Consider the following 12,886-nt stretch of genomic DNA (forward strand, 5'->3'; position numbering starts at 1 on the left):
GGGGGCCGAGGTGCCGCTTGCGGATCCGCGTCGCCCTCACCCCTCGGTCACGTGAGCGCGCACGACGGCAAGCAGCGAGTCGATCTCGTCTGCGATCTCCTTCCGGTCCGCGAAGGGCGTGGCCGGACCGAGGGCCTCGTAGCGGAATCGGACAGCGAACACGTTGAGCCGAACAAGAGCGAGGAACGCGGCGACGTCGTGGCCCGCGTCGACGAGGGAGCCGAGCAGAGCGCTGAGGTCGTGGGTGCGCGAGTAGTCCTTCGAGTCGGCGGTGAGCCACGCCTTGAGCGCCTTCTCCGCCGCCTGCTGCGCGCGGAACCCGACGATCTCATCGGCGATGTCCCGGTTCGGGATCATGGCTCGCAAGGCCAGAAGGTCTCGCTCCGCGAGGGCCGGAAGGGCCCGTGCGTGCTCGCGGTCGCTCATGCCGCACGCTCGTACATCACACGGCCGTCGCGGAGCGCGCGGGCGATGACGTGGTTCGTCGTCGCCCCCCACTTCTCGACCTCGCGCTCGGACACCACGAGGAGGTCGGTGGGCGTGCGGAACGGGGCGAGGATCCTCCAAAGCCGGACCATCTCGGAGGCCCGCGTGCGCTCGTCGAGCGGGCCGTCCTCCACGATCAGGAGGTCGACGTCGGAGTCGTCGCCGGCTTGCCCCGTGGCGTGGGACCCGAACAGGACGATGCGCCGGGGCCGGGCGGCCTCGGCGAGGGCGGCGACCATGCGGGAGATCGGCGGCGTCATGGCCGAAGGTACGCGCCTCGGTGGCTCCGCCGGCGTCGGTCCTGGCCCTTACGCCTCGGCCTTGCGGGCGTTCGTGGCCCGCTTCCGCTCGTGGGGGCCGAAGGTGGCGGCCTCGGTCCAGAAAGCCTACGCCTCGGCCTTGCGGGCGTTCGTGGCCCGCTTCCGCTCGTGGGGGTCGAGGTGCCGCTTGCGGATCCGCATGGCGGTCGGCGTGATCTCGATGAGCTCGTCCTCGCGGATAAACTCGATGGCCTCCTCGAGCGACATCCGCTTGGGCGGGTTGAGCTTCTCGAAGTTGTCCGAGCCGCTCGCGCGCATGTTGGTCAGCTTCTTCTCCTTGGTCGCGTTGACCTCCATGTCCTCGTCCCGTGCGTTCTCGCCGACGACCATCCCGTTGTAGACCTCGTCCTGGGGCCCGACGAACAGTTGGCCGCGCTCCTGGAGGTTGACGATGGTGTACGGCGTGACTTTGCCCTGACGGTCGCTCACGATGGCGCCCGTCGCGCGGTGCGTGATGTTGCCGGCCCAGGGCCGGTAGCCGTCGAAGATGTGGGTGAGCAGGCCCGTGCCCTTGGTGTCGGTCAGGAACTCGGTCCGGTAGCCGATGAGCCCGCGCGCCGGGATCTCGAACGTCAAGCGGACGCGCCCGCCGCCGTTGTTCTTCATCTCGACCATCATGCCGCGCCGCGTGCCGAGCGTCTCGATCACGACGCCCATGAACTCCTCGGCCACGTCGATCGTCGCCCGCTCGTAGGGCTCCATCAGCTTGCCGTTCGTCTCCTTCGTGATCACCTGCGGCATCCCGACGGCGAACTCGTAGCCCTCGCGCCGCATCTGCTCGATCAGGATGGCCATCTGGAGCTCGCCCCGGCCGAACACGATGAACTTGTCGGCCGAGTCGGTCTCCTCGATCCGGAGCGAGAGGTTGGCCTCGCCCTCCTTCATCAGCCGGTCGCGGAGGTTGCGCGAGGTCACGTACTTCCCGTCGCGGCCGACGAACGGGCTGTCGTTGATCCGGAACTCCATCGACAGCGTCGGCTCGTCGATGGACAGGGCCGCGAGCGGGACCGGGTCGTCGGCGTCGGCGATGGACTCGCCCAGGCCGATCCCCTGCATCCCGGCGACCAGGATGATCTCGCCGGCCGGCGCGCTCTCGGCCTCGACGCGCGCGAGCCCCTCGCTCACGAACAGCTGCGTCACCTGGGCCGGCTCGCGCTCGCCGTCGCGCTTGCAGAGCAGCACGCGCTGCTTCTGGCGGATCGTCCCGTTGACGACGCGGCCGATGGCGATGGGCCCCAAGAAGTTGTCCGGCTTGACGTCGGTGACCAAGACCTGGAGCGGCGCCTCGGGATCGCCCTGGGGCGCCGGGACCGTGGTCACCATCGCGTCCAGGATGGGGCGGAGGTCGGTGAGCTCGGCGCCCAGTTCGGTCGTGCACTGGCCGTCGCGGGCGACGGCGTAGATGACGGGGAACTCGATCTGGTGCTCGCTAGCGTCGAGGTCGATGAAGAGGTCGTAGACCTCGTTCAGCACCTCCTCGGCCCGGGCGTCCTGGCGGTCGATCTTGTTGATGACGACGATGGGCTCCAGCCCGAGCGCCAGCGCCTTCGACAGGACGAACCGCGTTTGGGGCAGCGGCCCCTCGGCGGCGTCGACCAACAGCATGATGCCGTCGACCATCCGCAGCGTCCGCTCGACCTCGCCCCCGAAGTCGGCGTGGCCCGGCGTGTCGACGATGTTGATCTTGACCTCTTGGCCGGCGAGCGGCCCCGCGCTCGGCGTGTAGCGGACGGCCGTGTTCTTGGCCATGATCGTGATGCCCTTCTCGCGCTCGAGGTCCATCGAGTCCATCACGCGCTCGGCCACGTCCTCGTTGTCGCGGAACGTGCCGGACTGCCACAAGAGCGAGTCGACGAGGGTGGTCTTGCCGTGGTCGACGTGGGCGACGATGGCGACGTTGCGGATCTGCATGGGACGGGCGGCCGGAAGGGGGACGGTCCCGGCCAAGGTCCGCCGGGGACGGTGAGGGCGCGGGCGAGGCCCGGTGCGTTCGGGGCGAAGACGGGAGCCTCAGGCGACGGCGGCTCGGCTCAGCCGTGGACGACGAGCAGCGACGCTGTCACTTCGACGAACCGGGCGCCCCGCTCGACTGTGGCCGCGATGTCGGCGAGTCGGGGGACGATGAGGGCGTCGAGGCCTCGGTTGGACAGGTTGCCGGTCGATACGAGCAACAGCCGAGCCGGGCGGCGGGACAAGACGTGCGACGCCACAAAGTCGGCGTCCTTCGTCACGACGGCGCGGTCCTCGGCGTCTGCACGACGGGCTACCTCCGCGTCCGGCGTCGCGTTTCCGTCCGGCAGGTCGAGCGTGTGGACCGCGTCCCACCCCGCGTCGGCGAACCGATAGGCCAGCCGACGGGGGAGCTGGGCGTCGACGAGGGCCCTCACCCCGTGATGGGGAGCGCCCGCTGGGTCCGTGTGATCTCGGCCGCGTACGCCAGCGCTGCGCGGATGTCGTCGGGTTCGAGGTCCGGATAGTCGGCGAGCACGTCGGCGGGCTCCATCCCGCCGCTGAGCAGGTCGAGGATTGTCTCGACCGGGTAGCGCAGGCCTCGGATGCACGGCTTCCCATGACAGAGCGCGGGGTCGACGGTGATCCGGTCGAGGAGGGCCATGGGGTCTCGGATGCCTAGGGTGGAGGATACGCCATCTCCCAACGTCAGGGGCACCGCGTCCGGGGACCGGCGTAGGCCGGGCTGCCCTCCACCCCTCCATGTCTCGGATCCCGCTCGCGGGGCGGGCCGCCGGCCTCGCCCTACTCGCGTTCGCCCTCGTCCCCGGCTGCACCTGCTCCGGCGTCAACCGGGGCGACGTCAACCTGGTCTCGCTCGACGACGAGTGGGCGCTTGGCGACCAACTCGCGGCCGAGGTCGACGCCCAGACCGAGCCGCTCCCCGACGCCGACACCCAGGCCTACCTCGACGACCTGGGCGGCGCGCTCGCGGCCCGGACCGACCTCGCCGACCGAGAGTGGACGTTCACCGTCCTGGCCGACCCCGCCGTCAATGCCTTCGCGCTGCCCGGCGGGCACGTCTACGTCCACGCCGGGGTCCTCGCGGCGGCCGAGACCCAGGACGAGCTGGCGAGCGTCGTCGCCCACGAGGTGGCCCACGTCGCGGCCCGCCACAGCACCGAGCGGATGGTGAAGGCCCACGGGCTCTCGCTCGCCGCCGGCCTCGTCCTGGGCGACGACCCCGGGCTCGTCCGCCAGCTCGTGGCCGAGGCCGTCGGGCGGAGCGCGCTCGCCCGCTTCTCGCGCACCGACGAGCGCGAGGCCGACGAGGTGGGGATGGACCTGATGGTCTCGGCCGGCTACGACCCGGTGGGCCAGGCGGCCATGTTCGAGACCCTCGCGGCGCTCCGCGCGCGACGGCCGGGCCCGGTCGAGCGGTGGTTCGCGACGCACCCGCTCGGGGAAGAGCGCGTCGAGGCCGCCGTCGAGGCTGCGGCTGACCGCAGCGCCGAAGGGCCTCCGGCGACGGACCCGGAGGCGTTCCGCGACGCCCGCGCCCGCGTGCTCGCCGTGGCCGCCTCCCACCGGGGGAGCCCTGAGTTCGGGGCCGAGCCCGAACGCGCACCGAGCCGAGCCGTTGACCGCTGACCCTTCTCTCACCCGCATGTCTCCCACCCAACTCAGCCGCGAGCTCCGCACGGCCGACACCGACACGCTCACCCGCCGCCGCGCCGTCGTCGCGCTGTCGAACGTCGGGGCGCTTGCCGGCGTGATCGTCGGGCTCTACCAGACGGGCGTGATCCACCACCTGCCCGACCTGCCCGGCAAGATCTGGAACGCCGACAAGGTCGACGCCTCGGACTACGCCTACAAGCGGGCCCGCACGCCGGACGCGCTGATGATGACGGTCAGCTACGGGATCACGGCGTGGCTGGCCGGCGCCGGTGGCAAGGACCGCGTCGAGCGGCTGCCGTGGCTTCCCGTCGCGCTGGCGGCGAAGGTGCTCGGTGACGCCGCGTTCGCGCTCAAGCTGGGCCGGGAGGAGTGGGCCACCAACAAGGCGCTCTGCTGGTACTGCCAGAGCGCGACGCTGGCCTCGCTCGCGTCCGTTCCGCTCGTGCTCCCCGAGGCCACGAGGGGCTTGAAGCGCCTGCTCGGCCGCTAGGACAGAATGCGTGTGGGCGTATGGGCGGAGAGAGTGTGGGAGGGGCGATCCCGCCCTAGCCGTCACCCTCCCGCACGTCCATCCCCCACGCCGCCCCGAACTCCGCTCTGACGCTGTCCCAGCGGAACGGACTCACTGACTCACCGACCCACTGAACTCCCCATGTCCATTCAGCTCAAGCCCGTCTCCGACCAGACCCTCGTCATCACCGGCGCCACGTCCGGCATCGGCCTCGCGACCGCCCTCGAAGCGGCCGACCGCGGCGCCAACCTCGTGCTCGTCGCCCGGTCGCCGGAGCGGCTCGACGCCGCCGCCGAGCAGTGCCGCGCCCGCGGCGCGACGGTCGAAACCTTGGCCGCCGACGTCGCCGACTTCGCCACGCTCGAACTGGCGCACGAGCAGGCCCACCAGGCGTTCGGCGGGTTCGACACCTGGGTCAACAACGCGGGCGCGAGCGTCTACGGCCAGCTTGTCGACGTGCCGATCGAGGACGCGCGGCAGGTGTTCGAGACGAACTACTGGGGGACCGTCCACGGGAGCCTGGTCGCCGCGCGGCACTTCAAGGAGCGCGGGCAGTCCGGCGCCATCGTCAACGTGGGCTCGGTCCTGAGCGACCGGGCGTTCCCGCTCCAGGGCCACTACTCGGCGACGAAGCACGCCATCAAGGGGTTCACCGACGCCCTCCGGATGGAGCTCGACAAGGAGGACGTGCCCGTGAGCGTGACGCTCATCAAGCCGAACGCGACCGACACGCCGTACCCCGAGCACGCGGCCAACTACATGGACGAGGAGCCGGCGCTCCCGACGCCGGCTTACGCGCCCGAGGTGGTCGCCCGGGCGATCCTGTCGGCGGCCGAGAAGCCGGTCCGCGACGTGACCGTCGGGGCCAAGGACGGCGTGATGTCGGCGCTGGGGCTGGTCGCGCCCGGCCTGGTGGACAAGATCTCGGTGCCGGCCTTCTTCGACCAGCAGAAGTCGGGGACGCCGGCCTCGGGCGACCACCGCGGCAACCTCTACGAGCCGCCGTCGACCCCGGGCCGGACGCGCGGCGGCGTCGACGGCCACGTGTTCGAGTCGAGCGTGTGGTCGCAGGCCCAGCAGCGGCCGCTCGTGGCGCTTGGCGCGGCCGTGGCCGCCGGGCTCGCGCTCGCGCTGATCAGCCGGGACTGACGCCGATCCGGCGGGGGCTGCCTGGTGGCCACGTCCCACTCCGATGCCGTTCCGGGGCACGCCACCGGCGTGCCCCTACGACGACTGTGGCCGCGAGACGGAGCCGATTCGCCACGCCCGGGAAGTCGTCCGGTCCCACTCCGGGCCCGGCGCTACGCGGTCGCGCCGAGCAGCGCGTCGACTTCGGCGAGGTCGTCGTCGGTGAGCGTCCACCCGGCCGCGGCCACGTTGCCATGAACCTGAGACGGCTGGGTCGCCCCGGCGATCACGGACGCGACCGCGCCGTGCGCCAGCAGGTACGAGAACGCGAGGTCGAGGATCGTGTGGTCCCGGGCCTCGGCCCAGCCGATCAGACGCTCGACCGCCTCCAGGTTGTCGTCGGTCAAAAGGGAGTTGCCCATGCCCTTGAACCGGCTGCCCTCTTTGCCGCCCAAGCGCGAGCCTTGGGGCGGAGCGTCGCCCCGGCGGTACTTGCCGGTGAGGAGGCCGCTCTTGAGCGGGAAGTACGGGACGAAGGCAACGCCGAGCTCGCGGCAGGCGTCGAGCGTGCCGGCCTCGGGCTCGCGGTGGAGCAGGCTGTACTCGTTCTGGACCGCCACGAACCGGACCCCCGTCGCCGCGGCCTCGGCCTCGCGGAGCTGGTCGACGGAGAGCCCCGAGCACGCCACCTCGCGGACTTTCCCCTCGGCCACCAGGTCCGCCAGTGTGCCCAGCGTGTCGGCGACGGGCGTGTCCGGGTCGGGCCGGTGGAGGTAGTACAGGTCGATCCGGTCGGTGGCGAGGCGGCGCAGGCTGCCCTCGCACGCTTGGCGGACCGCCTCGGGCCGAGCCTGCCCCGCGTCGTCGTCGCCGCCGCGGTAGCCGAACTTGGTCGCGATCACGACGTCGTCGCGTCGGGCCCCGAGCGCGCGGCCGAGGAACGCCTCGCTGGCGCCCTCACCGTAGAGCTCGGCCGTGTCGAAGTGGGTGATGCCGGCGTCGAGCGCCGCATCCACCACTTGTTGGGAGGTGACCTCGTCGATGTGCCAGCCGAAGTTGTTGCAGCCGAGCCCGACGGTGGAGACGTCGAGCGAGCCGATGGAGCGGGAGGTCATGGGAACGAGGAACGAGGAAGTGGGAACGAGGAAGGGGAAGCCGCGCTGGAGGAATCGCGTTTCCGCCTTCCCCGTTCCGTGTTCATCGTTCCTCGTTCACCCACACCGTCGTCTCGGGTCGGAAGGCGAACCACGCGAACGCGAACGTGTCGTGCGTCAGGAGCGAGCGGAGGCGTGTGCCTTTGAGCGGGCCAGCGGTGGCGGTGCCCGTCACGTCCCACACGCTCCCCGTCTCGGCATCAACGACGACCCCGCCGTCGAGCCGGAACGAAAGCGCCGTCGCCCGGCCGTCCACATCGACGCGGCGGTCGAACGCGCCGGCCGAGCCGACGGCCCGGCCCGAAGCGATCTCGGCCTCGCCGAGCGCCGTCGCCGTCTCGCCTTGATGGACGACGACGAGTGGGACGCCGCCGAGCGTGTCCTCGACCACGCCCGCTGCGCGGGTCCGGTCGGCGGGGTAGGCCCGGAAGTGGCCGCCGGCCTCGACGGCCACGACGCGCGCCATCGGGCGGAGCCGCCCGTCGGCCGGGCCGTCGTAGAGGAAGGGTCTCTGGTCGGCGTCGTCGTAGCCGACGTACGGGTTCTCGCCGTAGGGCCGGGCGTGGCCCGTCTCGCGCGACAGGACGGGCGCGCCGGGCGCCGCCGCCCGGGCCTGGGCGAACGACACGATCTGGGCCGGCAGCACGTCCAACGTCGTCCCCACCAAGTCGCCGACGAGCGCTTCGCCCGTGTACTGCTGCCACAGCGTCTCGGTCTGGCGGTCGAACATCACCAGGTCCGAAAACCGGAGCAGGCCCGACACGCCGAACTCGAGCGTCTGGGTCTCGCCCTCGACCCTCACGCGGCGGTCGACGGCGACGGCGCTGTAGCACAGCGGGCAGAACGTGACCGCGACCGGCACCCCGCCGAGCGTGTCGTTGACGATCTCGTGCCACGTCAGGATCTGCAACGGGTACACCTTGGCCGCGTCGCCGAGCCGGAGCAGGACGACCGGCTCGCGGTCCGCCAGCCACTCGCCCGCGGCCTCCGCCGAGACGAACCGGGGCGCGTCGATGGACGGGATCCCGTCCTTGGGCGGCCCGCCGGTCCGCAGCTCGGCCAGGTCGATCGTCCGCTTCTCCGTGTTCGTGTCGAACCCGGGCAAGGCCGGCGCGGGCGACTGGGCCTCGGCGCATCCGGCGACGGCGAGGACGGCGGCGAGCAAAGCGGTGGCGGTGCGCATGGACTGAAGGACGCGCCCTCGTCATCCGCCCTTACGGCGTCACCGCGCGTCGGCCGGGTTCTGGAGGCGGAAGGCGAGGGCCGCCAGCGCGCCGCCGGAGAACGTCGCCACGAGGTAGACCCACAGGCCGTCCACGCTCCGCCCGTCGCCGATGGCGAGGTCCACGAGCGCCGGGCCGAGCGCGACGGCCGGGTTGAACGCGCCGCCCGAGATGGGCCCGGCCGCGAGCGCCCCGCCCAGCACCACGAGCCCGATGGCCAGCCCGTAGTGGTCGTTCCCCGCCAGGCCCGAGGCCGTGGCCACGTTGAGGATGACGAGCACGAGCAGGAACGTGAACAGGAACTCGAGCAGGAAGAACGCCCCCAGGCCCGTCTCGGCCGCCGGCATCACCTGGAGCACGTCGCCCGTGATGGTGTCGGCTGCGAACGCGCCGAGCACGCCGGCGAACACCTGGACCCCCATGTACGGCCCGACCTCCGAGGGTGGCATCCCGCCGCGCAGCCAGAAGGCCAGCGTCACGGCCGGGTTGTAGTGCGCGCCCGACGTGTGGCCCCCCATGTAGATGGCCCCGATCAGGACGCCCGCGATCGCGAACGGCGCGTCGTCGCTCCCGATCAGGGCCGTCAGCCCGATGGTGAGGACCAGAAAAAAGGTGCCGACGAACTCGGCGAGCAGCTTGGGGACCACGAGGGGCAGGGGGGGAGGGGGCCGCAAGCTAGGCGGCCTCTCTAGCCCACGTTGCGGGGCGCCGGCCCTGGTGCCCCGAGACTGGGGACCGACGACCGGGGGCCGACGACCGGGGCCGGGCCGGTGGTGTTCCGTCCTCCGTCCCCGACTTCTCGAGGTGCGGTCGCCCTGACTGGGAGGCTCGACAGACTCCGAGGCCTCTCCGCCCGGACCTACCTTCCGACTCCCGCTCGGCAGGCGGACGAGGCCGAAGGCACGGCGCGTCTGGTACCATTCGGCCCGCTAACCTCGTCGGCGACGCCGCCCTACTTGACCTCACTGATGGCCAAACTGATGGCCAAAGGCCGCTCCAAAACCGGCGCCTCGTTCGACGACCTCGCGACGGGCTTCGCGCACGGCCAGTTCGCCCCGCTGTACTTCTTCTACGGCGAGGAGGGCTGGTTCATGGACGAGCTGCAGCGGCTCGCGATCGAGCACGCCGTCGCGCCCCACGAGCGGGACTTCAACCTGGACGTCGTGTTCGGGCCCGAGGCGAGCGCCCAGCAGGTGCTCGCGCAGTGCGCCCAGTTCCCCATGATGGCCGCGCGGCGGCTGGTCGTCGTGCGGGGGTTCGAGAAGCTCGACGGGAACGCCCTGTTCAAGACCTACGCCGAGGCGCCGAACCCGCAAGCCGTCGTCGTCCTGCTGTGCAGCGCCAAGCCGAACGTCTCGGCTCACCCGTACCGGGCGCTCCGCGAGGCGGCCGTGTGGTCGAACTTCGAGCCGCTCAAGCCGGCGGCCCTGCCGGGCTGGGTCGAGAGACGGTTCCGGGCGCGGCGCGTCGAGACCGAGGCCGGGGCGGCGGCCATGCTGGCCGAGCTCGCCGGGGCCGACCTCCGGTCGCTCGACGCCGAGGTCGACAAGCTCGTCACCTACGTCGGCGACCGGACGCGCGTCACGCGCGACGACGTGCTCCGGGCCGCGGGCCACTCGGCCGAGCAGAACCCGTTCGAGCTCCAGGCCGCGCTCGGCCGCGGCGACGTCCCCCGCGCGCTCGCCATCGCCGACGCGCTTCTGGCCCAGGCGGGCAACCGGGCGGGCGAGGCCATCCGGATCGTCGCCCTGCTCTCGGCCCACATGACGAAGCTGTGGAAGCTGACAGGGTGTCTGGAGGCGGGCGTCCCCGAGCGCGAGTGGGCCGGACAGGTCGGCGTGCCCCCGTTCTTCGTCCGCGACTATGTGCCGCCGGCCAAGCGGTACGGCCCGGCCGGCGTCCGCCGGGCGTTCGAGGCGCTCTTGGCCGCCGATCTGGAGTTGAAGGGCGGCTCCCGCCGCGACGAGCGGCTCGTCCTCACGCTCGCGCTCCGCCGTGCGGCGGCGCCCGCATCGCCCCACTGAGTGGGGGAATGCACGAAAGTTGGCCGGTACCTGTTCCGACAGGGATCCCGGGCACGCTCCTTGCGCCTCCGGAGGCGCTGACAATCCGGCGCCCCTCCGCCCACCACCCCCTCTCTCCCCTCTATGCCGACCCTCAAGAAGCAGACGTTCGCCAAGGTCAACCGGACCGTGACTCCGGCCTCTAAGAACCACGGCGTCCTGTCGCAGATGAATGACGAGGACCTGATGTCCCAGTTCCAGATGGGGACGGTCGAGGCCTTCGACATCTTGGTCAGCCGGTACCACGACCCCCTCACGAACTACATCTATCGGTTCCTCGGCGACCTCAAGGAGTGCGAGGACCTGCTTCAGGAGACGTTCCTCCGCGTCTACCGCAACCGACACAGCTACCGCCGGATCGCCAAGTTCTCGACCTGGCTCTACACCATCGCCGGCAACCTCGCGCGCTCCGAGTACCGCAAGCGGAAGCGCCGCCGGCTCTACAGCTTGCAGTCGGTCAACCGCGACGACGAGGAGTACGAGGTCGAGATCCCGGACGAGACGTTCCTCCCGGACAAGCACGCCGAGGGCACGATCCAGGACAAGTACATCCAGGACGCGCTGGCCCAGATCCCCGAGGAGTTCCGCGAGGTCGTCGTCCTCCGTGACGTCCAGCAGCTCGCCTACGAGGAGATCGCCGACATCACGGGCTTGCCGATGGGCACGGTCAAGAGCCGGATCAACCGCGGCCGGACCAAGCTCCAGGGCATCCTGAAGGAGGTCTACACGCCCGAGGAGGCGTAGGCGCCTCGGCTCCCGATTCGCGGGCGGCTTCCTCTGGAGGCCGCCCGCTTTTTTTGCCCGGCCCGTGCGCAGGGGCGCGCTCGCTACGGTCCTCGCCGTCTCTCCACCGAGGCGGGTTGCCGGGCCCCGGGCGCGTCCGCTAGCTTCGTCGTCCGGCTGGCGCTCGCGCCGTCGGAGATCGGGCCCTTAGCTCAGGGGTTTAGAGCGCTCGCCTCACACGCGAGAGGTCGTTGGTTCAAATCCAACAGGGCCCACTTTAGAGCCCGGTATCCCTCAACGGGATACCGGGCTTCTTCTTGGCGGGTAGAACGAGGGTGGAACAGTTGACACACGACACCTGAGACGAACCCCGACCCGGGGGGGAGCGCTACATCACGAGATGTGGCGGGGCGTAGACGATCTGCGACCGGCCGCACAAACGGGGAAGGCACAAGAGGCCGGTCGGTCGGTGGGCCTCCCCGCACTGTCCCGAGCGGGGGCCTGGGGTCAACGTGGGTGACTTCGGCATCCACCCAGAACTGTCCCCGGTCGAGTCTCATGTGCGGCATATCAGGGATCTACTCGTATGGAAACGCACGGCCGGACCCACTCGGCTTCGTTGAACGGGCGACTGCTCGGATGGAGTCGAGGGGGCCGGACGGCGACGGAACGTGGAACTCTCCGGACGGCGCTGTTGCCCTGGGCCACCGTCGGCTAGTGCAGCGCTCACGGTCCTGTAAGCCGGTAGCCGCAGTGCCTGATCCACGACCGCACCTCCAAGACACGCACCCGCAACAGCGCCTCGGCGACGCCCCGCGCAGGCGCTCCCGCGTCCGGGCCGCCACCCCGCGCAGGTGCGCCTTCACCTTCGACCAGCACAGCTCGATCGGATTCCACTCGGGGCTGTACCGCGGCAGGTAGAGCACGCCGACGCTGGCCGTGGCGAAGGCCGCCCGGACCGCCCTCGTCTTGTGGCTCGACAGGTTGTCCACGACCATGACCCGGCCCGGGCGCAGCGCCGGCACGAGCACGTCGGTCACAAAGGCCAGGAACGTCGCGCCGTGCACGCCGCCGTCGAGCGTGTGGTGGCACAGGACGCCGGCGGCCGAGACCGCGCCGACCACCGTCAGGTTCTGGCCGCGCCGGTGCGGAACGGAGCCGTAGACGCGCGCGCCGCGCGCGCTGTGACCCTAACGGCGCGCCATCGCGGTGTTCGAGCCGGCCTCGTCGAGGAAGACGAGCCGGTCGGCGTCGAGCGACGGCTGCTCGGCGACGAAGGCCGCGCGCTCGGCCGCTACGTCGTCGCGCTGCTGCTCGCCGGCGCGGAGCTTTTTTTGCGCGTCAGCTCAAGCCGGAGCCGCGTCCGGTTGACGGTCGCACGGCTGACCTCGACGCCGCGCTCGGCGGCGAGCCAGGTGCGGTGCTCCTCGTCGGTGGCGTCGGGGACGTCGTCGGAGAGCCCCGGCACGGCCTGCGTCGCTGCGCGACCGGCTCAGCGGTGCCGGCGGCTCGCCAGCGCCGCTTGATCTCCTCGGCTGACGCCGAAGCGGTCGGCGACCTGCTGCTCGGCGTCATCGCCTCGGAGTGCGGCGTCGAGTACGCGCTGTCGGAGGTCGGTCTGGAAAGCTCGCATGGTGCGGCGGGAAGTCCT

The 12,886-nt window shown here is 71.4% G+C and carries 16 protein-coding genes and 1 tRNA gene; 7 read left to right on the top strand and 10 right to left on the bottom strand.

All coding sequences use genetic code 11. The features are described 5' to 3' along the window. Positions 1 to 36: 36 nt before the first annotated feature. From ACOOHE_RS03290 to ACOOHE_RS03310, 5 genes are all read right to left on the bottom strand, one after another. On the bottom strand, positions 37 to 426 hold the full coding sequence (locus ACOOHE_RS03290; protein ID WP_420456376.1) for a HEPN domain-containing protein: 390 nt from the start codon (positions 424 to 426) through the stop codon (positions 37 to 39). Further along, the gene (locus tag ACOOHE_RS03295) at positions 423 to 746 is read right to left on the bottom strand and encodes a nucleotidyltransferase domain-containing protein (protein ID WP_420456377.1); all 324 of its coding nucleotides are present in this window, start codon (positions 744 to 746) and stop codon (positions 423 to 425) included. Before ACOOHE_RS03295 ends, ACOOHE_RS03290 begins: the two co-directional genes overlap by 4 nt. 126 nt (positions 747 to 872) lie before the next feature. Continuing rightward, positions 873 to 2,717, bottom strand: coding sequence for a translational GTPase TypA (gene typA, locus ACOOHE_RS03300; RefSeq protein WP_420456378.1), 1,845 nt, complete (start codon positions 2,715 to 2,717; stop codon positions 873 to 875). Positions 2,718 to 2,836: 119 nt separating this feature from the next. Next, a complete protein-coding gene (locus ACOOHE_RS03305; RefSeq protein ID WP_420456379.1) occupies positions 2,837 to 3,193 on the bottom strand; it encodes a DUF5615 family PIN-like protein in 357 nt (118 codons plus the stop codon). Next, positions 3,190 to 3,420 carry a DUF433 domain-containing protein gene (locus ACOOHE_RS03310; RefSeq protein WP_420456380.1) on the bottom strand — a complete coding sequence of 77 codons (231 nt, stop codon included), beginning with the start codon at positions 3,418 to 3,420 and terminating at the stop codon, positions 3,190 to 3,192. Before ACOOHE_RS03310 ends, ACOOHE_RS03305 begins: the two co-directional genes overlap by 4 nt. A 98-nt stretch (positions 3,421 to 3,518) precedes the next feature. Between ACOOHE_RS03310 and ACOOHE_RS03315 the strand changes: the two genes are divergently transcribed. The 3 genes from ACOOHE_RS03315 to ACOOHE_RS03325 all read left to right on the top strand — a co-directional run bounded on the left by ACOOHE_RS03315 (position 3,519) and on the right by ACOOHE_RS03325 (position 6,093). Next, positions 3,519 to 4,406, top strand: a complete 888-nt coding sequence (locus ACOOHE_RS03315; protein WP_420456381.1) for a M48 family metalloprotease — start codon at positions 3,519 to 3,521, stop codon at positions 4,404 to 4,406. Positions 4,407 to 4,422: 16 nt separating this feature from the next. Continuing rightward, positions 4,423 to 4,923 carry a vitamin K epoxide reductase family protein gene (locus ACOOHE_RS03320; RefSeq protein WP_420456382.1) on the top strand — a complete coding sequence of 167 codons (501 nt, stop codon included), beginning with the start codon at positions 4,423 to 4,425 and terminating at the stop codon, positions 4,921 to 4,923. A 162-nt stretch (positions 4,924 to 5,085) separates the two neighbouring features. Then, positions 5,086 to 6,093: an SDR family oxidoreductase gene (locus tag ACOOHE_RS03325; RefSeq protein WP_420456383.1), complete on the top strand. Its 1,008-nt coding sequence runs from the start codon at positions 5,086 to 5,088 to the stop codon at positions 6,091 to 6,093. A gap of 152 nt (positions 6,094 to 6,245) precedes the next feature. Here ACOOHE_RS03325 and ACOOHE_RS03330 read toward each other — a convergent pair whose 3' ends face one another. The 3 genes from ACOOHE_RS03330 to ACOOHE_RS03340 all read right to left on the bottom strand — a co-directional run bounded on the left by ACOOHE_RS03330 (position 6,246) and on the right by ACOOHE_RS03340 (position 9,096). Beyond that, positions 6,246 to 7,187, bottom strand: a complete 942-nt coding sequence (locus ACOOHE_RS03330; protein ID WP_420456384.1) for an aldo/keto reductase — start codon at positions 7,185 to 7,187, stop codon at positions 6,246 to 6,248. 82 nt (positions 7,188 to 7,269) lie between these two features. Next, entirely contained in the window at positions 7,270 to 8,409 is a 1,140-nt protein-coding gene (locus ACOOHE_RS03335; protein ID WP_420456385.1) for a DUF3179 domain-containing protein, read from the bottom strand. A 39-nt stretch (positions 8,410 to 8,448) separates the two neighbouring features. Next, positions 8,449 to 9,096 (bottom strand): MIP/aquaporin family protein, encoded by a 648-nt coding sequence (locus ACOOHE_RS03340; RefSeq protein ID WP_420456386.1) that lies wholly within the window; start codon positions 9,094 to 9,096, stop codon positions 8,449 to 8,451. A gap of 333 nt (positions 9,097 to 9,429) precedes the next feature. On the opposite strand from ACOOHE_RS03340, the gene holA reads away from it, so the two are divergent. From holA to ACOOHE_RS03355, 3 genes are all read left to right on the top strand, one after another. Continuing rightward, complete coding sequence (gene holA / locus ACOOHE_RS03345) at positions 9,430 to 10,473, top strand: DNA polymerase III subunit delta (protein ID WP_420456387.1); 1,044 nt, start codon at positions 9,430 to 9,432, stop codon at positions 10,471 to 10,473. A 207-nt stretch (positions 10,474 to 10,680) separates the two neighbouring features. Beyond that, entirely contained in the window at positions 10,681 to 11,256 is a 576-nt protein-coding gene (locus tag ACOOHE_RS03350) for an RNA polymerase sigma factor (protein WP_179299778.1), read from the top strand. Positions 11,257 to 11,436: 180 nt separating this feature from the next. Beyond that, a tRNA-Val gene (locus tag ACOOHE_RS03355) sits at positions 11,437 to 11,510 on the top strand. A gap of 303 nt (positions 11,511 to 11,813) precedes the next feature. Here the strand turns inward: ACOOHE_RS03355 and ACOOHE_RS03360 are convergent. After that, positions 11,814 to 12,359, bottom strand: a complete 546-nt coding sequence (locus ACOOHE_RS03360; protein ID WP_420456388.1) for a transposase — start codon at positions 12,357 to 12,359, stop codon at positions 11,814 to 11,816. Here ACOOHE_RS03360 and ACOOHE_RS03365 point away from each other — a divergent pair. Continuing rightward, complete coding sequence (locus tag ACOOHE_RS03365; RefSeq protein ID WP_420457645.1) at positions 12,297 to 12,761, top strand: hypothetical protein; 465 nt, start codon at positions 12,297 to 12,299, stop codon at positions 12,759 to 12,761. The genes ACOOHE_RS03360 and ACOOHE_RS03365 overlap by 63 nt on opposite strands. On the opposite strand, the gene ACOOHE_RS03370 is transcribed toward ACOOHE_RS03365, so the two are convergent. Further along, positions 12,728 to 12,868: a hypothetical protein gene (locus ACOOHE_RS03370; RefSeq protein ID WP_420456389.1), complete on the bottom strand. Its 141-nt coding sequence runs from the start codon at positions 12,866 to 12,868 to the stop codon at positions 12,728 to 12,730. The genes ACOOHE_RS03365 and ACOOHE_RS03370 overlap by 34 nt on opposite strands. Positions 12,869 to 12,886 lie beyond the last annotated feature (18 nt).

Origin of the sequence: Rubrivirga sp. (genome assembly GCF_965213695.1) — a bacterium.
Lineage (GTDB): Bacteria > Bacteroidota > Rhodothermia > Rhodothermales > Rubricoccaceae > Rubrivirga.

Bases quoted from the DNA above. Each gene is read 5' to 3' on its own strand.
- ACOOHE_RS03350 (WP_179299778.1), top strand. From the start codon at position 10,681: ATGAATGACGAGGACCTGATGTCCCAGTTCCAGATGGGGACGGTCGAG.
- ACOOHE_RS03290 (WP_420456376.1), bottom strand. From the start codon at position 426: ATGAGCGACCGCGAGCACGCACGGGCCCTTCCGGCCCTCGCGGAGCGA.
- holA (WP_420456387.1), top strand. From the start codon at position 9,430: ATGGCCAAAGGCCGCTCCAAAACCGGCGCCTCGTTCGACGACCTCGCG.
- ACOOHE_RS03315 (WP_420456381.1), top strand. From the start codon at position 3,519: ATGTCTCGGATCCCGCTCGCGGGGCGGGCCGCCGGCCTCGCCCTACTC.
- typA (WP_420456378.1), bottom strand. From the start codon at position 2,717: ATGCAGATCCGCAACGTCGCCATCGTCGCCCACGTCGACCACGGCAAG.
- ACOOHE_RS03310 (WP_420456380.1), bottom strand. From the start codon at position 3,420: ATGGCCCTCCTCGACCGGATCACCGTCGACCCCGCGCTCTGTCATGGG.
- ACOOHE_RS03370 (WP_420456389.1), bottom strand. From the start codon at position 12,868: ATGCGAGCTTTCCAGACCGACCTCCGACAGCGCGTACTCGACGCCGCA.
- ACOOHE_RS03295 (WP_420456377.1), bottom strand. From the start codon at position 746: ATGACGCCGCCGATCTCCCGCATGGTCGCCGCCCTCGCCGAGGCCGCC.
- ACOOHE_RS03330 (WP_420456384.1), bottom strand. From the start codon at position 7,187: ATGACCTCCCGCTCCATCGGCTCGCTCGACGTCTCCACCGTCGGGCTC.
- ACOOHE_RS03320 (WP_420456382.1), top strand. From the start codon at position 4,423: ATGTCTCCCACCCAACTCAGCCGCGAGCTCCGCACGGCCGACACCGAC.
- ACOOHE_RS03335 (WP_420456385.1), bottom strand. From the start codon at position 8,409: ATGCGCACCGCCACCGCTTTGCTCGCCGCCGTCCTCGCCGTCGCCGGA.
- ACOOHE_RS03325 (WP_420456383.1), top strand. From the start codon at position 5,086: ATGTCCATTCAGCTCAAGCCCGTCTCCGACCAGACCCTCGTCATCACC.